Genomic DNA, 21,401 nt, shown 5'->3' with positions numbered 1-21,401 from the left:
CGCTCATTTGATTAATAAACAGCCAACAATAAAAGCAGTCTCTATCAGAAATTTATTTCTTATTCAGGCTGCTTTTTGTTTTTTCGCAATTTACCGTTACCTTTGTCTATGACAACTCATTAAAAACAAGCGTAATATGAAAATAGCTATCATCGGTGCAGGCAATATGGGCGGTTCCATCGCTCGCGGCCTGGCAAAAGGAAGTCTGATAGAGGACTCGGATATCATCGTATCCAACCCCAGTGCAGGCAAACTGGAACAATTGAAAAAAGAATTTCCGGGTATCTCTACAACTCACAGCAATGCCGAAGCGGCGCTGGGAGCAGACATCGTTATCCTTGCCGTAAAGCCGTGGTTCATGCAACCCGTAATGCGCGAGTTGAAACTAAAAAGCAAACAGATACTTATCTCGGTAGCCGCCGGCATCAGTTTCGAGGAACTGGCGCATTATGTGGTATCACCAGAAATGCCGATGTTCCGCCTTATCCCCAACACCGCTATCAGCGAACTGGAAAGCATGACACTCGTTGCCGCACGAAATACCAACGACGAACAGGATAAATTCGTTCTCCAACTATTCAAAGAAATGGGAACAGTGATGCTTATCCCCGAAGATAAAATAGCGGCAGCCACCGCACTGGCTTCCTGCGGCATCGCCTACGTGCTGAAATACGTGCAAGCAGCCATGCAAGCCGGCATCGAAATGGGTATCCGCCCGAAAGACGCGATGACTATGGTAGCGCAATCACTGAAAGGAGCCGCCGCACTGATTCTGAACAATGACACCCACCCCAGCATAGAAATCGACAAGGTGACTACTCCGGGCGGAATCACCATAAAAGGAATCAATGAACTGGAACACAACGGCTTCACCTCCGCTATCATCCAGGCAATGAAAGCATCGAAATAACGATTAACGGAGTAGTGGTTAATAGCTGCGCTGCATAGTGTTAATCACTAATCCGTTAATCACTAAATCAATCTCTAATCATTAAATAATTAATCACTTAATAACATGAATGACCAAATTAAACAGATAGCAGAACGCCTTCGCGGATTGCGTGATGTACTGGAACTGACTTCTGAGGACATTGCCCGCGACAGCGACATCCCTGCTGAAGAATACCGACTTGCAGAAACAGGAGAATACGACATTTCTGTCAGCATGCTGCAGAAGATTGCACGTACGTATAATGTTGCCCTCGACGCCCTGATGTTCGGCGAAGAACCTAAGATGAGCAGTTATTTCGTAACCCGTGCCGGTAAAGGCGTCAGCATCGAACGTACGAAAGCCTATAAATACCAGTCACTGGCATCGGGCTTCATGAACCGCACCGCCGACCCGTTCATCGTTACCGTTGAACCGAAAGGGGACGACGAACCTATCCATTATAACAAACACAACGGGCAAGAATTCAACCTTGTGATTGAAGGACGTATGCTCATCAATATCGAAGGCAAAGAAATCATCCTCAATCAAGGAGACAGTATCTATTTCAATTCCAAACTCCCACATGGCATGAAAGCGCTCGATGGCAAAACGGTACGTTTTCTGGCAGTAATTATGTAATAATATCATGGTAGAAAGATTTTTATCACAGACCTCTTTCAGTTCACAAGAGGACTTCAACAAAAACTTGAAAATAAACGTCCCGGAGAACTTCAACTTCGGTTATGACGTAGTAGACGCCTGGGCTGCCGAACAACCCGACAAGAACGCTTTGCTCTGGACAAACGACAAAGGCGAAAGCCGCCAGTTCTCATTCGCCGACATGAAGCGATATACGGACATGACCGCCTCGTACTTCCAAAGTCTGGGCATCGGTCGCGGCGACATGGTAATGTTGATTCTGAAACGCCGTTACGAGTTCTGGTACAGCACCATCGCCCTTCACAAGCTGGGAGCAACCATCATCCCCGCCACTCACCTGTTGACCAAAAAGGATATTATCTACCGTTGCAACGCTGCCGACATCAAAATGATTGTAGCCGCCGGTGAAGGAATCATCCTGCAACATATCAAAGATGCCCTGCCCGACTGCCCGACTGTCGAAAAACTGGTCAGCGTCGGTCCGGAAATCCCCGAAGGCTTCGAAGATTTCCATCAGGGAATAGAGAATGCCGCTCCATTCGTACGTCCGAGACATGCAAATACCAACGATGATATTTCGCTGATGTATTTCACTTCCGGCACTACCGGCGAACCTAAAATGGTGGCACATGATTTTACTTATCCGCTAGGCCATATCGTAACAGGCAGCTTCTGGCACAATCTGGACGAGAACAGCCTTCATCTTACCATTGCTGATACGGGCTGGGGAAAAGCCGTATGGGGAAAGCTCTACGGACAATGGATTGCCGGAGCCAATATCTTCGTGTATGACCACGAGAAATTCACTCCCGCCGCTATTTTGGAAATGATACAGAATTATCATGTCACTTCCCTCTGTGCGCCGCCTACTATCTTCCGCTTCTTGATTCACGAAGACCTGACGAAGTTCGACTTGTCTTCACTCAAATACTGTACGATTGCCGGAGAAGCTCTGAATCCTGCCGTATTCGAGACATTCAAGAAACTGACGGGTATCAAACTGATGGAAGGTTTCGGACAGACGGAAACTACCCTGACTATCGCCACCATGCCTTGGATGGAACCGAAACCGGGAAGCATGGGACTGCCGAATCCGCAATACGATGTTGACTTGATTGACCACGAAGGCCGCTCGGTTGAAGCCGGTGAGCAGGGACAAATCGTAATCCATACCAGCAAAGGCAAACCCCTCGGACTTTTCAAAGAGTATTATCGCGATGCGGAACGTACACACGAAGCTTGGCATGACGGCATCTATTATACGGGAGACGTTGCCTGGAAAGACGAAGACGGCTATCTCTGGTTCGTAGGTCGTGCGGATGATGTTATCAAGAGCTCCGGTTACCGCATCGGCCCGTTCGAAGTGGAAAGCGCCTTGATGACTCACCCGGCTGTTGTGGAATGTGCCATCACCGGAGTACCCGACGAGATTCGCGGACAAGTGGTAAAAGCTACGATTGTTCTATCCAAAGACTATAAGAATCGCGCCGGAGAAGAACTGATTAAGGAATTGCAGAACCATGTGAAGAAAGTGACTGCTCCTTATAAATATCCACGTGTGATTGAATTCGTGGAAGAACTCCCGAAGACTATCAGCGGTAAAATTCGCCGTGTGGAAATCCGACAGAATGATGAAAAATAAATAAGAAACGTTCTATTCAGAATGGGATGCCGGTTGTAAGGAATGTTACAGCCGGCATTTTTTATCATCCACAGCCCTAGTCTATTTCTTTACAGCATCCATGCAGGCGCATCTAAGAATTAAACCTGTTTATTGGAATATATCATCGAAAACTACTATATTTGCTACATAATTCAAGATATTTTATCCCCAAACGAATTTAAACAGCAGATATGAGCCCAGCCGTTATATCCATTACTATTGTGGCATACTTTATAATCCTGTTCACTATCTCTTATATAGCAGGACGTAAAGCCGACAATGAAGGATTCTTTGTAGGAAACCGTAAATCAGCTTGGTATATTGTTGCCTTTGCCATGATCGGTTCCACAATCTCCGGGGTTACTTTTGTCTCTGTTCCGGGCATGGTTCAGGCAAGCTGTTTTTCTTATCTGCAGATGGTACTCGGATTTATAGTCGGACAGATTATCATAGCGTTTGTGCTCGTTCCTCTCTTTTACCGCATGAATTTAGTTTCCATTTACGAATATCTGGAAAACAGGTTCGGAAGTTCATCCTATAAGACAGGAGCCTGGTTTTTCTTTATTTCCAAAATGTTGGGAGCAGCCGTCCGGCTCTTTCTCGTATGCCTGACACTGCAACTGCTTATCTTCGAACCTTTTCATCTCCCGTTCTTGCTGAATGTCATCCTAACCGTATTTATCGTATGGCTCTATACATTCCGCGGCGGGGTGAAGTCATTGATATGGACAGATGTCCTGAAAACATTCTGCCTGGTAGTTTCGGTCGTTCTCTGTATTTACTATATTGCTTCCAGCCTGCATCTGAATTTCAGTGGTCTGGTCACTACGATTTCAGACAGTGACTTCTCCAAGACGTTCTTTTTCGATGATGTCAATGACAAACGGTATTTCTTCAAACAATTTCTGGCAGGGGTATTCACTGTCATTGCCATGAACGGGCTAGACCAGGATATGATGCAGCGCAATCTCAGTTGCAAGAACTTCCGGGATTCACAAAAGAACATGATTACAAGCGGCATTTCGCAGTTCTTTGTCATTCTGCTTTTCCTGATGCTGGGAGTGTTGCTTTATACTTTTACAGCGCAGCAGGGTATTGAGAATCCGGGAAAAAGCGACGAGCTATTTCCGATGGTCGCTACCGGAGATTATTTTCCCGGTATAGTCGGGATATTGTTCATTATCGGGTTGATAGCTTCCGCCTATTCTGCGGCAGGCTCTGCCTTGACAGCACTGACTACTTCCTTTACCGTAGACATTCTACATGCACAGAAAAAAGGGGAAGCCGCACTCAGCAAGATACGAAAGCATGTACATATCGGTATGGCAGTCGTCATGGGAGCAGTTATTTTCGTTTTCAATCTGCTGAACAATACCAGTGTGATTGATGCGATTTACACATTGGCAAGTTATACGTACGGACCTATTTTAGGACTGTTTGCTTTCGGCATCTTCACCAAGAAACAAGTTTATGATAAATATATCCCGTTGGTAGCTATCGCGTCCCCTGCACTTTGCTATATCCTGCAAAGAAATTCGGAAGCTTGGTTCAACGGTTACCAAATCAGTTACGAGTTGTTGATTATCAATGCCCTGTTCACATTCCTCGGGCTTTATTTGCTCATCAAAAGACAAGACAAAGAAACATCTCACACAACTCATACTACAAAACAAAAAATAAAATAATGAAAGCAACAATCAACTGTTTTCTTCCTTTCAGCAGATTGGAAGAAACGATACAGACGGTTAAGGAGTTACGCGCATCGGCGCTGGTAGACACGATTTATTTATTGGCATCACCGATTACCAATGTCTGCATCCCCGGATGCGAACTCATCTCCGTAGAGAAAATGCAATCTACACAAGCGATGCGAGCCATTGCCGAACACTCCGATAAAGCATATACTTTAGTTTATACTAAACGCACTGCGCTGCGACTGGGCATGTTCGCTCTTGAAAGAATGGTTCAGGTCATGGAAATGACTCAAGCAGGTATGGTCTATGCAGACCATTATCAACAGATGAACGGTGTGCAAAAACCTGCTCCAGTCATTGACTACCAACCCGGCAGTCTACGTGACGACTTCGATTTCGGTTCGGTATTACTGTTCAATGCCAACACATTCAAGGAAGCGATAAAAGATACGGAAGAGGAATATCAATATGCAGGCTTGTATGATTTGAGACTTAAAACATCCCAAAAGAGCAGACTGATACATATCAACGAATATCTATATACCGAAGTAGAAAGCGACAAGCGGAAAAGCGGTGAGAAGCAGTTCGATTATGTAGACCCTAAAAACCGTCAGGTACAGATTGAAATGGAACAGGCATGCACCAGGCATTTGAAGGAGATCGGCGGATATCTTTATCCCAACTTCTGTCCCGTAGACTTCTCTTCCCATACTTTTGAATATGAAGCTTCTGTTATTATACCTGTACGCAACCGCATTCGCACAATCAAAGATGCCGTATGCTCGGCACTGAACCAGCAAACGACCTTTCCGTTCAATGTCATTGTCATCGACAACCATTCGACAGACGGAACCTGTGAAGCTCTACGTGAACTTAGTTCGGACAAGCGGCTGATTCACGTCATTCCCGAAAGAGATGATCTCGGTATAGGCGGATGTTGGAATGTAGGTATCCATCACGAGAAATGCGGAAAGTTTGCCGTCCAACTGGATAGCGACGACGTGTATAAAGACGAACATACGCTGCAAATTATGGTTAATGCTTTCTATGAACAGAATTGCGCGATGGTTATCGGCACTTACATGATGACGGACTTCAACATGAACGAGATAGCTCCCGGCATCATCGACCATAAAGAATGGACACCCGATAACGGACGGAATAACGCCTTGCGCATTAATGGACTGGGAGCACCGAGAGCTTTTTATACTCCTATTCTTCGGGAAATCAATGTGCCGAACACAAGTTACGGAGAAGACTATGCACTCGGTCTGAGAATCTCACACGACTATCACATCGGGCGGGTGTACGATGTCGTCTACCTCTGTCGCCGTTGGGAAGGTAATTCGGATGCCGCGTTGCCTGTTGAGAAAGTCAATCGGAATAATCTATACAAAGACCGGCTCCGTACGTGGGAATTGGAACAGCGCATCCTGCAACAAAAAACGACATTAGAGAATTTTCAGCAGGAAATCGAACAGTTATTCCAAAAGCAGACCCTTTCATGGGAACTTGCCAAAGAGAATTATCGGACATTGGAACAATATAAAAAGCAAAAAAGAGATCTCTCCAAATGGATAGGCAAGACCCTCATAGAAGCAGGTGCGTTCCTTAACCCGAAACGTATTCTTTCGACTATGGCACAAACAGATACTGCCTCTGTTCACTCACGACCTTGTTTCCTCTGCCAGAAAAACCGTCCGCAAGAACAAGAATTCCTCAGCTATAAGAATTATCAGATACTGGTCAACCCCTACCCCGTATTTAAACACCACTTCACCATCGCGGACAAAGAACACCGCCCACAATCCATAGCAGGATATTTTGATGACATGATAGAATTCACCGACATCATGAGAGAATACTTCCTCATGTATAACGGACCGGAATGCGGTGCTTCCGCTCCCGATCATGCCCATTTTCAAGCCTGTATAAAAGAAGAACATATGGCTGGAATTTTTTACGATCTCTCCAACGATTGTACGGATTTAATAGATGACGACAAATTACAAATAAATTATGTATACGCACCGGCTAGCTTAATTAATGTTCAAGCGGATAGTAAGGAAACAATGGTAACGGCCTTTTATTCGATATACGACATTTTATTCGCCGATAGCAACGGCAAGGAACCCATGATGAATATTCTTGCCTGGTATGGATTAGAACGCACCAAAGATTTTTTTGGAGATAACTACGAAGACGAACTTGAAACCGCAACCGAATACCCTTACAAATGCTGCATCTTCTTACGCAGCAAACATCGTCCTGACTGCTATTTCGCAAAAGGAGACGAACAAATTCTCATCAGTCCGGCTATTGCTGAAATGAACGGCATATTCCCTATAGTACGTGAAGAGGATATGGAGAAACTGACTCCTGAAAAGGTATATGATATCTATCAGGAAGTATCGATATCTAAAGAAAAACTACAAGAAATAGCAGAACGCATTAAAACCGCCTTATGACAGAGCCTCAAATAGCAGTTGGTATTCTTTCCGGGAAAGAGATTCAATTCTCTTTCCCGGATGAATTCATTTCTTCTGATGGAATAGCAATCTCCGGAATACAGCAAGCCGTTTATCGGAAAGGGAAAATCTATTGGCAGGAAAAAGAATATGATGAATTATCCTTCATTCCCCGACAGAATACTTCTTCTTTCTTTGAACTGCAAGACGTAACCATCGGCATCAACTTCCATTGGGAACGTAAAGAAGTGCAAAGATTCAAAGGTGAACTGAAGATTATCGTTGAAGACGACAAGCTGACCGCCATCAATATAATTTCTATCGAAGATTATCTCACTAGCGTGATTTCATCAGAAATGAGTGCAACGGCCTCTTTAGAGCTGTTGAAAGCACATGCGGTTATCTCTCGAAGTTGGCTACTTAATAAATTAAAAATTGAGAATGAAAAATTAAAAAATAAGATGCAACCGGACAGCGCAGCCATTTCTCAATTCTCAATTCTCAATTCTCAATTTATCAAATGGTATGACCATGAAGCCCACAAGAACTTTGATGTATGTGCCGACGACCATTGCCAGCGTTATCAAGGAATCACTCGTGCCTCAACGTCACGGGCTATTGAGGCTGTTTCCGCTACACGGGGTGAGGTGCTTATGTATGAAGGAAAGATTTGCGACGCCCGTTTTTCCAAATGTTGCGGCGGCGCTTTCGAAGAATTCCAGAACTGCTGGGAGAATGTAAGGCATCCCTATCTTATCGGACAGCGGGACAGCCAAACAGAAAACAAACTTCCTGACCTGACCGTAGAAGCTGAAGCTGACAAGTGGATACGCACTTCGCCCGTTGCATTCTGCAACACACAGAACAAGAAGATTCTCAGTCAAGTTTTAAATAACTACGACCAGGAGACTACGGACTTCTATCGTTGGAAAGTAAGCTATTCCCAAGAAGAACTGTCCGAACTGATTCACAAACGTTCGGGTATTGATTTCGGGAAGATTATAGATTTAATTCCTGTAGAAAGGGGAACGTCCGGTCGTCTCGTCCGACTGAAGATAGTAGGTACGCTACGCACACTCACCATCGGAAAAGAACTGGAGATACGCCGTACCCTATCGACTTCTCATCTTTATAGTTCTGCTTTCGTTGTGGATAAGGAATACAAAGAAGAAGATAGAAAATACAAAGACGAGCAAGAAATCCCTTTCCGCTTTATCCTCACCGGTGCCGGATGGGGACATGGAGTGGGGCTTTGCCAGATTGGTGCTGCCGTAATGGGAGAACAAGGCTATAAATACGAAGAGATATTATCTCACTACTACCCCGGTAGTACGATTGAGAGACAATATAAATAAAATCAAACTGATGCCATGACAACGCCAACCATAAACAAAAATCCCTGGAGCTGGATTCCAACCCTCTACTTTGCAGAAGGGCTGCCCTATGTAGCGGTAATGACTATTGCCGTCATCATGTACAAGCGCCTGGGATTGTCGAATACAGAAATAGCCTTATATACTTCCTGGCTTTATCTTCCCTGGACCATCAAGCCTTTGTGGAGTCCTTTCGTTGATTTGGTAAAAACGAAGCGTGCCTGGGTTATTGCCATGCAAGGGCTCATTGCTGCCGGATTTGCAGGGATAGCCTTTTTTATCCCTACGCCTCATTATGTGCAGTTCACTCTTGCCTTTTTCTGGCTGTTGGCGTTCAGTTCGGCTACGCATGACATCGCAGCTGACGGTTTCTATATGCTCGGGCTCAACAACAAAGAGCAATCTTTCTTTGTAGGTATCCGAAATACATTCTACCGGCTCGCCAATATTTTCGGTCAAGGTATTCTTGTGATGCTGGCAGGATGGTTGGAGACATCGCAAAACAACATTCCTTTGGCATGGAGCATCACGTTTTACTTTATGGCAGGATTATTTCTTGCGCTTACCCTATACCATCGCTTTATTCTGCCCCGCCCCAGTTCTGATGTCAAACGCTCCGGACTGACACCGGGAAAGTTATTGGAAGATTTTCTCCTGACTTTCGTCACTTTCTTCAAGAAGAAGCATTGGGGGCTTATGTTCTTTTTTCTGCTCACCTACCGGTTGGGAGAATCGCAATTAACCAAAATTGCCTCTCCTTTCCTGCTCGATACTACGGATAAAGGCGGGCTGGGATTATCGACGGCAACAGTCGGAGTGATTTACGGTACGATAGGCGTTATAGCCCTGTTAGTCGGGGGAATTATCAGCGGCTTCCTTGTGTCACGCGACGGATTCAAGAAATGGATACTCCCCATGGCACTGGCTATCAACCTGCCGGATATTTTATATGTATGGATGGCTACCACCACTCCGGATAATCCCCTATTTATATCCATCTGCGTAGCTATCGAGCAACTGGGCTATGGTTTCGGCTTCACAGCTTATATGCTTTATCTGATTTATATTGCGGAAGGCGAGCACAAGACTGCCCATTATGCTATCGGAACGGGATTTATGGCACTGGGCATGATGATTCCGGGAATGCCCGCAGGCTGGATACAGGAACATACCAGCTACACCAGCTTCTTTATCTGGGTATGTATCTGTACCATACCCGGCATTATCGCCTCATTAATGATTCGCAACCGACTGGATGATTCTTTTGGAAAGAAACAATAAACAATTTACTTAATAACTTAACACATTAACAAGTAACAGTCATGAATGTAACAAGTAACAAACGCCTGCTGGCACTCGATGTAATGCGGGGCATTACCATCGCTGGAATGATTCTGGTGAATAATCCGGGGTCTTGGGGATACGTATATCCCCCTCTTAAACATGCTCAATGGAACGGTCTTACCCCCACAGACCTGGTTTTCCCTTTCTTCATGTTTATCATGGGAATCTCCACCTACATCTCCCTTAGAAAGTATAACTTCACGCTCAGTACCCCCGCTGCCCTGAAGATTATCAAGAGAACGATTGTCATTTTCCTTATTGGAATAGCCATCAACTGGTTTGCCTTGCTTTGCTACCACCACGACCCGCTTCCCTTTGCACAAATCCGGGTTTTAGGAGTAATGCAACGACTTGCCCTTTGCTACGGAGCATCCGCATTAATCGCTTTGCTTATCAAACACAAGTATATACCTTATCTGATTTTTGTATTATTAGCAGGTTACTTTATCATTCTTATCACCGGCAACGGCTTTACCTACAACGAAACGAATATTCTTTCCATTGTAGACCGGAGCATCCTGGGAGACGCGCATATGTATCAGGACAACCACATCGACCCGGAAGGACTTCTCAGCACTATCCCTTCCATCGCACACGTACTGATAGGTTTCTGCGTCGGCAAACTATTGATGGAAGTCAAAGACATTCGCGAAAAACTCGAACGGCTCTTCCTTATCGGAACTATCCTCACTTTCGCAGGTTTCCTGCTCAGCTACGGATGCCCGTTCAACAAAAAGATATGGTCACCGACTTTTGTCCTGGTCACTTGCGGACTGGGCTCGAACCTGTTGGCTTTGCTTGTCTGGAGTATCGACATAAAAGGGTACAAGAAATGGAGCCGCTTCTTCGAGTCTTTCGGAGTGAATCCGCTCTTTATCTATGTGCTGGCAGATGTTCTCGCCATCCTGCTAGGCGTCATAACCGTCACTTATCAGGGAGAAAGCACTTCCTTGCAGCAAGCCTTTTATGCCGGCATCCTGCAACCCATTTTTGGAAACGAAGGGAGCTCACTAGCTTATGCCATACTGTTCGTCCTGCTCAACTGGGCAATAGGATACATACTATATAAAAAGAAAATATACATTAAGATATGATACTGATTGCAGATAGCGGTTCTACCAAGACCGACTGGTGTGTCGTACTTAACGACACACCTATCAAACGAATCGGAACGAAAGGGCTTAACCCTTTCTTCCAATCGGAAGAGGAAGTTCAACAGGAACTGGCACATTCTCTCCTGCCACAACTACCAGAAGGAACGATTAACTCCGTCTATTTCTACGGTGCAGGTTGTACCCCTGAAAAAGCTCCTGTCATCCGCCGGGCGATTGCCGACAGTTTACCCATTGTCGGGAATATCAAAGCCTATTCGGATATGTTGGCTGCCGCCCGCGGGCTATGCGGACACGAGGCAGGCATTGTCTGTATCCTGGGAACCGGTTCCAACTCCTGTTTTTACAATGGAGAAGAGATTGTCAATAACGTCTCGCCGCTAGGTTTTATCTTAGGCGACGAGGGAAGTGGCGCAGTACTGGGAAAATTGTTAGTAGGTGATATTCTGAAAAATCAGCTCTCACCTGCCGTAAAGGAAGCATTTCTCAAACAATTCGACCTGACAGCTCCCGAAATCATCGACCGGGTTTACCGTCAGCCTTTCCCGAACCGCTTTCTGGCAAGCCTTTCTCCTTTCATTGCCCAGCATCTGGAAGAACCGGGTATCCGTCAATTAGTTCTCAATAGTTTCATCGCTTTCCTGCGAAGAAATGTGATGCAATATGACTATGCACAGTATCCGGCACATTTTATTGGTTCGGTAGCTCATTGTTACAAGGAGATATTGCAGGAAGCCGCACGGGAAACGGGAGTCGGCATCGGTAAGATTCTCCAAAGTCCGATGGAAGGATTAATCCGATACCATACCGCTCTGCCCAATCAATTTAGTTTATAATTAGTAGCTTATAATTAGTAAATTGTAATCATCCCGACCCTATGCAGATAACCGAACAAGCATCCCTCTACGACGATTTAGAGAAGAAGTCTGTACGAGAAATACTAGAAGACATCAATCATGAAGACCAAAAGGTGGCATTAGCCGTACAAAAGAGTATCCCGCAGATTGAACAGCTTGTCAGTCTGATTGTCCCCCGTATGAAACAGGGCGGACGTATCTTTTATATGGGTGCTGGAACAAGCGGTCGCCTGGGAGTGCTGGATGCTTCGGAGATACCGCCGACATTCGGCATGCCGCCTACCTGGATTATCGGATTGATAGCCGGCGGAGATACTGCTCTGCGCAATCCGGTGGAAGGTGCCGAGGACGAGATGAACCGGGGATGGGAAGAGCTTACCGAACATCAGATTAATGATAAGGATACCGTAATCGGCATCGCCGCTTCCGGCACTACACCTTATGTTATCGGTGCTTTGCGGGAAGCCCGCAAACATGGTATCCTGACAGGTTGTATCACCAGTAATCCCGATTCTCCGATGGCGGCAGAAGCGGACGTCGCCATCGAAATGATTGTCGGACCGGAATATGTGACGGGAAGTTCACGGATGAAATCCGGCACCGGACAGAAAATGATTCTGAATATGATTAGTACTTCGGTGATGATTCAGCTCGGACGGGTGAAGGGAAATAAGATGGTGAATATGCAGTTGAGTAATCAGAAGTTAGTGGAAAGAGGAACACGGATGATTATGGAAGAACTGGGACTGGACTATAGGCATGCACAAAAGCTGTTGTTGATGCATGGTTCGGTAAAGAAGGCGATTGACGCATAGAACTCAACATCCCAATTATAAAGTAATTGCTATTACCCTTTACCGGAGAGCACCGGAAACACTGATTTCCGCTCAATAATCTAATAGATGGCATCGTATATCTGCCAATACTTAAACAGTATATTCTGTTTAATCGTTAATTTTATTGCCCTTAAAGAGAAAATAGATTATTTTTGTTCTCACACTAAAAAGAATGAAGTAATGGATGCAGCTATAAAGAACTAACACTTCGTTCTCATACAAAAAGCAAAAAAATCCCCCTCAATAAGCCATATGTAACATACATCATAGTATTGGTAACACAACCACAGGGAGAAGCAACCTACAGACAAATAATCGGATACATATTTTATCTTTTGTAACACATAAATAATCTACCTTTGCAACAAATACATCCGACAATTTTATACAAAGACTATAATATGAATAGAAACACACTCTTCCTGTTACTCCTGTTAACAAGTCATTTAGTTTCAGGACAAGATTTGAAACTTTGGTACAGCCAACCGGCACAGAACTGGTCGGAAGCTCTTCCCATCGGCAATTCCCGCCTTGGGGCGATGGTATATGGAGGAACCGAACGTGAAGAACTTCAACTGAATGAAGAAACGTTTTGGGCAGGCTCTCCTTATAACAATAATAACCCGAATGCAGTACATGTCCTCCCCATTGTGCGCAAACTGATATTTGAAGGAAAAAACAAGGAAGCACAAAGGCTGATTGATGCCAATTTTCTAACCCGGCAACATGGAATGAGCTATCTGACATTGGGAAACTTGTACCTGGAGTTCCCCGGACATAAGGATGCCACCGGATTCTACCGCGGCTTGAATCTGGAAAATGCAACAACTACCACCCGCTATCAAGTGAATGGCATAAACTATACCCGCACTACTTTCGCCTCATTCACAGATCATGTCATCATCATGCACATCAAGGCGAGTCAACCCAATGCACTAAATTTCAATGTGTCATACGACTGTCCGCTGAAAAATGAGATCAATGCCCAAAATGACAAACTGACTATCACCTGTCAGGGAAAAGAACAGGAAGGCATGAAAGCCGCACTACAGGCAGAGTGTCAGGTTCAAGTGAAAACAGATGGTATCATCCGCCCGGCAGGAAATACGCTCCAAATAAATGAAGGTACAGAAGCCACTCTTTACATATCGGCGGCAACCAACTACGTAAATTACCGGAATGTCAGCGCAAACGCCTCCCAACGGACCACTGATTATTTGAAAAAAGCGACGCAAATACCTTACGAAAAAGCTTTCAAAAACCATATCGCTTATTATAAAAAACAGTTTGACCGTGTACGCCTTACATTACCTTCAGGCAAAGCTTCCCAACTGGAGACTCCCAAACGAATTGAAAACTTCGGAAATGGAGAAGACATGGCAATGGCTGCTCTACTTTTCCATTATGGACGTTATCTGCTGATTTCATCTTCACAACCGGGTGGACAACCGGCTAATCTCCAAGGAATATGGAATAACAGCACACATGCCCCGTGGGACAGCAAGTATACCATCAACATTAATACAGAAATGAACTATTGGCCGGCAGAAGTCACCAATTTAAGTGAAACACATAGTCCGCTATTCTCCATGTTGAAAGATTTATCTGTCACAGGAGCAGAAACAGCCCGAACCATGTATGATTGCAGGGGATGGATGGCGCATCACAATACTGATTTGTGGAGAATCTGTGGTGTAGTCGATTTTGCCGCAGCCGGAATGTGGCCTAGCGGCGGTGCATGGTTAGCTCAACATATCTGGCAACATTACCTCTTTACCGGAGATAAAGAATTTCTAAAGGAATATTACCCGATACTGAAAGGAACCGCACAATTCTATATGGATTTTCTGGTGGAACATCCAGTATATAAATGGTTGGTAGTGTCTCCTTCCGTGTCACCGGAACACGGTCCCATCACGGCGGGTTGCACCATGGATAACCAGATTGCTTTCGATGCGCTGCATAATACCTTATTGGCTTCATACATCGCAGGTGAAGCTCCCTCTTTCCAAGATTCGCTCAAACAAACACTAGAGAAGTTGCCACCTATGCAAATAGGAAAACATAACCAACTACAAGAATGGCTGGAAGATGTTGACAATCCCAAGGACGAGCACCGTCATATTTCACATTTGTACGGGCTATATCCGAGTAATCAAATCTCTCCATACTCAAATCCCGAGTTATTTCAGGCAGCAAGAAACACATTGCTGCAACGTGGTGATAAGGCTACCGGTTGGAGTATCGGCTGGAAAGTCAATTTCTGGGCACGTATGCTGGATGGAAACCATGCCTTCCAAATCATCCAAAATATGATTCAACTATTGCCCAACGATCAATTGGCTAACGAATATCCGAACGGACGTACCTATCCCAATATGCTGGATGCCCATCCGCCTTTCCAGATTGACGGTAATTTCGGTTATACAGCCGGAGTAGCGGAGATGTTGCTCCAAAGCCATGACGGTGCCGTACATTTATTGCCGGCATTGCCTGATGCATGGAAAGAAGGAAGTGTGAAAGGGCTGGTGGCACGTGGAAACTTCACCGTCGATATGGACTGGAAAAACAAGGTGTTAAATAAAGCGATCATCCGATCGAATATAGGCGGTACGCTCCGCATCCGGTCTTATGTCCCACTGAAAGGGAAAGGTTTAAAACAAGTAAACGGAAAAGAGTGCTCAAATAGTTTATTTGCCACCACTCCTATCAAGCAACCTCTTGTAGCCAAAGGTATAAATGCGCAATCTCCCAAACTGCAGAAGGTATATGAATATGACATCGAAACAAAGCCCGGTAAAACCTATATTGTAAGTAACGTCAGTTCGATATAAGTTCGCCCGCATAGCTTCCCGTCCTTCGGTTTCCCGAAGGACGGGGTGGTAGGTAAATCTTTTCTCATGTTACATTATTCACCAACGATGTTACAACATCCGATTGTACCCCCGAAGCCTAATGAAAATATTCATCTTTTATTAGGTTATATGTAGGTTTTTAGTTTTCTTTGTACTACCAACAACGATCTATCAACTATGAGAAATGTATTGACTTTTCTATTATTATTGTTTTCTTTGTTATGCAACGGGCAATCTCCTAAGTTATTCACTACTGACAAAGAACTCTCCAGTAGTCTGATTAATCACATATATCAAGACCGGAACGGTTTCATTTGGATTGCAACAGAAGATGGCCTGAACCGCTATGACGGTGCTAAATTTACCATATACAAACATGAGCCCAATAATGAACATTCGTTAGCCCACAATTTTGTCCGTACTGTTTTTGAAGACAGCAAAGGTCATTTGTTTATCGGCACATATATGGGAATTCAAATGTATGATCCTGCCACGGACAATTTTACCTCACCTGCAATAAGGGAAGACAACGGAGAAATATTTGAAAGCAATATTGTCTCCTTTATCGAAAGGAGAAATGGAGAAATATGGGCATCCGGAAATATGTTGTGCAGGTTGAATATCAAAGATTACCAGTTGACTGTTCAAAAAATTGATATTCCCATCACATCAACTGGATTTATGATTGAAGACAAGAAACAGAATGTCTGGATAGCCAAAGACGAAGAAGGAGTATATCGTCTTGATTCTAATAACCAACTTACTTTATATTTATCAAAAGACAACGGATATGTCAAAAGTATATGTGAAGATTCACGTGGGAATATTTATGTAGGAAGTATGAGAAAAGGACTATTCGTCTATAACAAAAGACAAGACTCCTTTATACCTGTTGATTTTAAAGAAAAGAGAGAACTTCCTATCTGTTTCCTCTACTCCGGACCACAAAATGAATTATATATCGGCACTGACGGTAAAGGTATGAGTGTCTACAATAACCAAACTCATGAAATCTCCGATTACAATTTTGACAACAACTATTTTCCATCCAAAAATTCAAAAATACATTCCATCCTAAAAGACAATTCCGGTAACTTATGGTTGGCTGTTTATCAGAAAGGAGTCATGCAGATACCTGCCCGAACAAACAGTTTCAAGTATATAGGCCATAAATCCATGGATAAAAACATGATCGGTTCCAGTTGTATAACCTCATTCTGTAAAGACAACAACGGTATGTTATGGGTAGGAACAGACAATGACGGAATTTATGCCCTGACAGAAAAGTTAGAACCGGCTAAACATTTCTCACATACTAATCACCCTCATTCTGTGCCTTCAACAGTTATAAAACTATATGAAGATTCCGAGTACAACATTTGGGTCGGCTCCTTTATCAACGGCATGGGAAAGCTGAACAAACAGACAGGATTGTGCGATTACCAATACAAACTGGTAGATAAGAACAACAACTACATACAACGTGTATACGACTTTGCAGAAGATAAAAACAAGCGTCTTTGGATTGCAACAATGGGATTCGGTTTGTTCTACTATGACCTGAAAACGAAAGAATTTACCTCCGTACAATCTCAGACATCTCTAATCAACGAATGGATAGGTTGCCTGCACTATTCCGATGATAACAAACTGTATGTCGGAACTTATGACGGTGTCAACTGCATAGACCTCGACAGTCCTGATTTTCAAAGTCATAAGATACTCTCACAAAATGTTATTTATTCAATCTTTGAAGATGCCGACGGAGTTGTCTGGCTGGGCAGTTCCGAAGGATTATCCGGTTGGAATAAAAAAACAAAAGAACTAACCACGTATACGACTGCCGACGGATTGCCCAGTAATACAATATACGCCATACAAGGAGACGGAAAAGATTTTCTTTGGATAAGCACCAATGCCGGAATTTCCCAATTCCAAAAGAAAAACAACAAATTTATCAATTATTATGTCAGCGACGGATTACAGGGAAATGAGTTCTACAAGAATGCCTCCTTCAAAGATAAACAAGGCATTATCTGGTTTGGCGGAATGAATGGTATCACCTATTTCAATCCGCAAGACATTATCAATCCGGCAAAAACATGGAATATCCGGATTACCGACTTTTTCCTACATAACAATCCGGTTAGAAAAGGAATGAAATCCGGTATTCACAATATTATCAACTGCCCCGTATTCAACGCAAAAGAGTTTTATCTATCCCATAAAGACAATGTGTTCAGTATCGAGTTTGCCACTCTGGAATTAAATGCCCCCGAACACATCAACTACCTTTATTCTATCAACGATGAAAAATGGATTAGCCTGCCCAAAGGTGTAAACCGTATCTCATTCAGCAATCTGAAACCCGGCACCTATAACTTTAAAATCAGAGCAAAAGACAACACTGTGTATTCAAATATAAAGGAAATTACCATCTTTATATCTCCTGCATGGTATGCTTCATGGTGGGCTAAAGTTATCTACTCTTTATTATTACTGACCATTATATTTATCATTATTCTTCAAATCAGACATCGGTACAGAATGCATCAGGAAATGCTGCAACATATCCATGCCGAACAAATCAATGAAGCAAAACTGCAGTTCTTTATCAACATCTCTCATGAGATACGCACTCCGATGTCTCTAATCATCAGCCCTCTACAAAAACTGATTAAGAATGAAGAGGATAATGAACGCCTGAAAATATATCATATTATCTACAGAAATGCGGAACGTATTCTGAATCTTGTCAATCAGCTAATGGATATTCGGAAAATTGATAAAGGACAAATGTTCCTGATGTTCCGGGAGACCAATATTATTCCTTTTATAGAGGATTTATGTACAACTTTCGGTCAACAGGCAAATACAAAAAATATCCGGCTACAACTTCACCGTACGCTCCCGGAACTGAATGTATGGGTAGACACAAGTAATTTTGATAAGATTATCCTGAATATTCTGTCTAATGCCTTCAAGTTTACTCCCGAAAAAGGAAATATAGATATTACCATCCGTACGGGGGAAGATAATACACTACCCGATCCCTTGAAACAATATGCCGAAATAATTATCGCGGATACCGGAACAGGCATCGATGAACAGGAAAAAGAACGTATCTTCGATCGTTTCTATCAGATACGTAACAGCCAACAGAATCCGAAAGGCGGAACAGGAATAGGACTACATCTGACTCGTTCATTAGTGGAATTGCATCATGGAATTATCTATGTAGAAAATAATAAAGAACAACCGGGTTGCCGTTTCATTATCCGATTACCGTTGGGTAACAAGCATCTACGCCCTGAAGAAGTTGACAACAATGAGCAAAAGGTAACAGTAACCATACCAACTGTTCCTGTCATCTCTCCCATTATAGAAAATGAGGAAGAAAAGAAAGTCAGAGTAAAAACTAAATATCACGTATTAATTGTAGAAGACGACGAGGAAATCCGAAATTATATAGCGCAGGAGTTTGGAGACAAATTTCACATCATGGAAAGCCGTAACGGTAAAGAAGCATTAGAGCAAATATTTAAAAAGGCTCCGGATTTAATCATTAGTGACATCATGATGCCCGAAATGGACGGACTTACCTTATGCCGGAAAATCAAGCAGAATGTAAACCTCAACCATATCCCAGTCATTTTGCTTACCGCAAAAACGAGGGAAGAAGACACCCTCGAAGGTCTGAATACAGGAGCTGATGCCTATATCATGAAGCCATTCAATATCGAAATTCTGCAAAAGACGGTAGAAAATCTGATTAATACACGGCAGCAGTTGCGCAAAGTATTTGCAGGCAAGCAAAATCTGGAGAACAAGGTTCAGAAACTAGAAGTGAAATCACCCGATGAAAAGTTGATGGAACGTGTCATGAAAGTGATCAATGATAATATAAGCAATCCGAACTTGACCATCGAGCAGATTACCAACGAGGTAGGTATAAGCCGCGTGCACCTGCACCGCAAACTCAAAGAACTCACCAACCAGACAACCCGTGATTTTATACGCAACATACGATTGAAAGAAGCCGCACGCTTACTGTCTGAAAAGCAGCATACAATCTCCGAGATTGCTATGCTGACAGGATTCAACGACCCGAATAATTTTTCGACTACATTTAAAGAGCTATATGGAGTTCCGCCTTCAATGTATATGAAAGAGCAGTTGAGTAAAAAAGAAGAGTAACCCAACTGCTCTCTGGCATGTTTATCTGTTAAACTTGTACCAATCAAAGTTAAACAGTTTGCAGCCTTTACGACCTTTGAATACAAAATAAATATCTTGTATTCCTGTGACCGGTTTTACAATATCAGCCTGCAATGTTTTCCAGCATTCCCAACCACCCGTTGAAGGAATAGTCAGTTCCGCAATTAATGGTCCGCTTATGCTGTCTGTACGTACTTCAAGTGTCCCGCCACGAAGGGCACTGGCAACGGTAGCAGTGAACCGTTTGGGAGATTTATTGCCGAAATCCACTTCACGTACCTTTATATAATCTCCATTATGAATTTCAGATATATATATACCGGTTTTCGCATTGGGTTCGGACTTCACACCTTCAGAAAAAGCGATTGTTTCAGCTTCCACCCTTTCGTAAGGATTGAGCGTGCCTACCGGTGACACCCCTTCCCGGGTAGCATTAATAATCGGGAAAGTACCGTCAGCGTTATACTTAAATTGCTCCACCGCCGCACTTCGCCCGAAGCCTCCACCACCCGGCAGCTTACCCGTATGATAGAAGAAATAAGAATTGCCTTTATAGTCTATCACTCCACAATGGTTAGTAAACGAGCCCGTATCTTGTAAAGGCATGATTTCTCCCATATACTTCCACGGTCCAAGAGGTCCGTCGCTCATAGAATAGGCAATATGTTCGGGTACACCTCCGGCAGCATAAAGAAGATAGTATTTTCCTTCCCGTTTATAAAACCATGGACCTTCTGTATAAGTATCTTTATACTTCACATCTTTGACACGCTTTTCCGGATTGGGTGCACCAAAGCTCTCAACAGTCTGTTCCAGTTTGCCCACTTCACCTTTCAAAGAAATCATATCTTCATTCAATTCTGCATAATAGATATTCGGATTTCCCCAATACAGATAAGCACGGCCGTCATCATCTATATATACGGTAGGATCTATATAATCCCAGCTCCCATCATAAAGGGGTTTACCGATGGCATCCTTAAAAGGACCGACAGGCGAATCGCCTACCGCCACACCGATTGCCATCGTATTGGAAAGTTTAGAGTGCAAACAGACATACCAATAAAATTTGCCATTACGTTCGATGCATTGTGCCGCCCAGGCACGGTCGTCCGCCCAAGTAAATGATTCAATAGCAAGAGGAGAACCATGGTCAGTCCAGTTCACCATATCTTTGGTAGAATACACGCGCCATTCCTGCATCCAGAAAAAATCAGCCTTATCTTCATCATGTCCTGTATAGACATACAATGTGCCATCATGCACCATAGGGGCGGGATCCGATGTATAACAGGTTTGCACAAACGGATTTTGCGCTCCTGCCCCATGAGGTAGAGCACCTCCAAGCAGCAATAATGCCGCCACAAGTTTTGCTTTCAGATTCATATCA

Annotated in this window: 13 protein-coding genes; 12 read left to right on the top strand and 1 reads right to left on the bottom strand. The window is 43.6% G+C overall.

From position 1 onward, the window contains the following. Positions 1–136 precede the first annotated feature (136 nt). The 12 genes from proC (at position 137) to CLIN57ABFB40_RS15100 (ending at position 19,990) form a co-directional block, all read left to right on the top strand. Positions 137–910, top strand: a complete 774-nt coding sequence (proC, locus tag CLIN57ABFB40_RS15155; protein ID WP_172503577.1) for a pyrroline-5-carboxylate reductase — start codon at positions 137–139, stop codon at positions 908–910. A gap of 105 nt (positions 911–1,015) precedes the next feature. Further along, positions 1,016–1,570 carry a helix-turn-helix domain-containing protein gene (locus CLIN57ABFB40_RS15150; RefSeq protein ID WP_172503578.1) on the top strand — a complete coding sequence of 185 codons (555 nt, stop codon included), beginning with the start codon at positions 1,016–1,018 and terminating at the stop codon, positions 1,568–1,570. A 7-nt stretch (positions 1,571–1,577) separates the two neighbouring features. Next, a complete protein-coding gene (locus tag CLIN57ABFB40_RS15145; RefSeq protein WP_172503579.1) occupies positions 1,578–3,233 on the top strand; it encodes an AMP-binding protein in 1,656 nt (551 codons plus the stop codon). A 212-nt stretch (positions 3,234–3,445) separates the two neighbouring features. Then, positions 3,446–4,939 carry a sodium:solute symporter gene (locus tag CLIN57ABFB40_RS15140; RefSeq protein WP_175630870.1) on the top strand — a complete coding sequence of 498 codons (1,494 nt, stop codon included), beginning with the start codon at positions 3,446–3,448 and terminating at the stop codon, positions 4,937–4,939. Next, on the top strand, positions 4,939–7,416 hold the full coding sequence (locus CLIN57ABFB40_RS15135; RefSeq protein ID WP_175630869.1) for a DUF4922 domain-containing protein: 2,478 nt from the start codon (positions 4,939–4,941) through the stop codon (positions 7,414–7,416). Before CLIN57ABFB40_RS15140 ends, CLIN57ABFB40_RS15135 begins: the two co-directional genes overlap by 1 nt. Further along, a complete protein-coding gene (locus CLIN57ABFB40_RS15130; protein ID WP_175630868.1) occupies positions 7,413–8,771 on the top strand; it encodes a SpoIID/LytB domain-containing protein in 1,359 nt (452 codons plus the stop codon). The genes CLIN57ABFB40_RS15135 and CLIN57ABFB40_RS15130 overlap by 4 nt, the downstream gene beginning before the upstream one ends. Positions 8,772–8,786: 15 nt before the next feature. Continuing rightward, positions 8,787–10,070, top strand: coding sequence for an MFS transporter (locus CLIN57ABFB40_RS15125; RefSeq protein ID WP_175630867.1), 1,284 nt, complete (start codon positions 8,787–8,789; stop codon positions 10,068–10,070). Positions 10,071–10,111: 41 nt separating this feature from the next. Continuing rightward, the gene (locus CLIN57ABFB40_RS15120; protein ID WP_175630866.1) at positions 10,112–11,227 is read left to right on the top strand and encodes an acyltransferase family protein; all 1,116 of its coding nucleotides are present in this window, start codon (positions 10,112–10,114) and stop codon (positions 11,225–11,227) included. After that, on the top strand, positions 11,224–12,081 hold the full coding sequence (locus tag CLIN57ABFB40_RS15115) for an ATPase (RefSeq protein ID WP_175630865.1): 858 nt from the start codon (positions 11,224–11,226) through the stop codon (positions 12,079–12,081). The genes CLIN57ABFB40_RS15120 and CLIN57ABFB40_RS15115 overlap by 4 nt, the downstream gene beginning before the upstream one ends. A 41-nt stretch (positions 12,082–12,122) precedes the next feature. Then, positions 12,123–12,917, top strand: coding sequence for an N-acetylmuramic acid 6-phosphate etherase (gene murQ / locus CLIN57ABFB40_RS15110; RefSeq protein WP_175630864.1), 795 nt, complete (start codon positions 12,123–12,125; stop codon positions 12,915–12,917). 422 nt (positions 12,918–13,339) lie between these two features. Next, a complete protein-coding gene (locus CLIN57ABFB40_RS15105) occupies positions 13,340–15,772 on the top strand; it encodes a glycosyl hydrolase family 95 catalytic domain-containing protein (protein ID WP_175630863.1) in 2,433 nt (810 codons plus the stop codon). Between the two features lie 198 nt (positions 15,773–15,970). Continuing rightward, positions 15,971–19,990 carry a two-component regulator propeller domain-containing protein gene (locus CLIN57ABFB40_RS15100; protein ID WP_175630862.1) on the top strand — a complete coding sequence of 1,340 codons (4,020 nt, stop codon included), beginning with the start codon at positions 15,971–15,973 and terminating at the stop codon, positions 19,988–19,990. Between the two features lie 21 nt (positions 19,991–20,011). Here the strand turns inward: CLIN57ABFB40_RS15100 and CLIN57ABFB40_RS15095 are convergent, their stop codons facing one another. Then, positions 20,012–21,397: a glycoside hydrolase family 43 protein gene (locus CLIN57ABFB40_RS15095; protein ID WP_175630861.1), complete on the bottom strand. Its 1,386-nt coding sequence runs from the start codon at positions 21,395–21,397 to the stop codon at positions 20,012–20,014. Positions 21,398–21,401 lie beyond the last annotated feature (4 nt).

Source organism: Bacteroides acidifaciens (assembly GCF_903181435.1).
Lineage (GTDB): Bacteria > Bacteroidota > Bacteroidia > Bacteroidales > Bacteroidaceae > Bacteroides.
This window is presented reverse-complemented; position numbering and strand designations above follow the sequence as displayed.

What these genes read in the sequence shown, in the direction of transcription:
- proC (WP_172503577.1), top strand. Translation starts at nt 137, where the DNA reads ATGAAAATAGCTATCATCGGTGCAGGCAATATGGGCGGTTCCATCGCT.
- CLIN57ABFB40_RS15150 (WP_172503578.1), top strand. Translation starts at nt 1,016, where the DNA reads ATGAATGACCAAATTAAACAGATAGCAGAACGCCTTCGCGGATTGCGT.
- CLIN57ABFB40_RS15145 (WP_172503579.1), top strand. Translation starts at nt 1,578, where the DNA reads ATGGTAGAAAGATTTTTATCACAGACCTCTTTCAGTTCACAAGAGGAC.
- CLIN57ABFB40_RS15140 (WP_175630870.1), top strand. Translation starts at nt 3,446, where the DNA reads ATGAGCCCAGCCGTTATATCCATTACTATTGTGGCATACTTTATAATC.
- CLIN57ABFB40_RS15135 (WP_175630869.1), top strand. Translation starts at nt 4,939, where the DNA reads ATGAAAGCAACAATCAACTGTTTTCTTCCTTTCAGCAGATTGGAAGAA.
- CLIN57ABFB40_RS15130 (WP_175630868.1), top strand. Translation starts at nt 7,413, where the DNA reads ATGACAGAGCCTCAAATAGCAGTTGGTATTCTTTCCGGGAAAGAGATT.
- CLIN57ABFB40_RS15125 (WP_175630867.1), top strand. Translation starts at nt 8,787, where the DNA reads ATGACAACGCCAACCATAAACAAAAATCCCTGGAGCTGGATTCCAACC.
- CLIN57ABFB40_RS15120 (WP_175630866.1), top strand. Translation starts at nt 10,112, where the DNA reads ATGAATGTAACAAGTAACAAACGCCTGCTGGCACTCGATGTAATGCGG.
- CLIN57ABFB40_RS15115 (WP_175630865.1), top strand. Translation starts at nt 11,224, where the DNA reads ATGATACTGATTGCAGATAGCGGTTCTACCAAGACCGACTGGTGTGTC.
- murQ (WP_175630864.1), top strand. Translation starts at nt 12,123, where the DNA reads ATGCAGATAACCGAACAAGCATCCCTCTACGACGATTTAGAGAAGAAG.
- CLIN57ABFB40_RS15105 (WP_175630863.1), top strand. Translation starts at nt 13,340, where the DNA reads ATGAATAGAAACACACTCTTCCTGTTACTCCTGTTAACAAGTCATTTA.
- CLIN57ABFB40_RS15100 (WP_175630862.1), top strand. Translation starts at nt 15,971, where the DNA reads ATGAGAAATGTATTGACTTTTCTATTATTATTGTTTTCTTTGTTATGC.
- CLIN57ABFB40_RS15095 (WP_175630861.1), bottom strand. Translation starts at nt 21,397, where the DNA reads ATGAATCTGAAAGCAAAACTTGTGGCGGCATTATTGCTGCTTGGAGGT.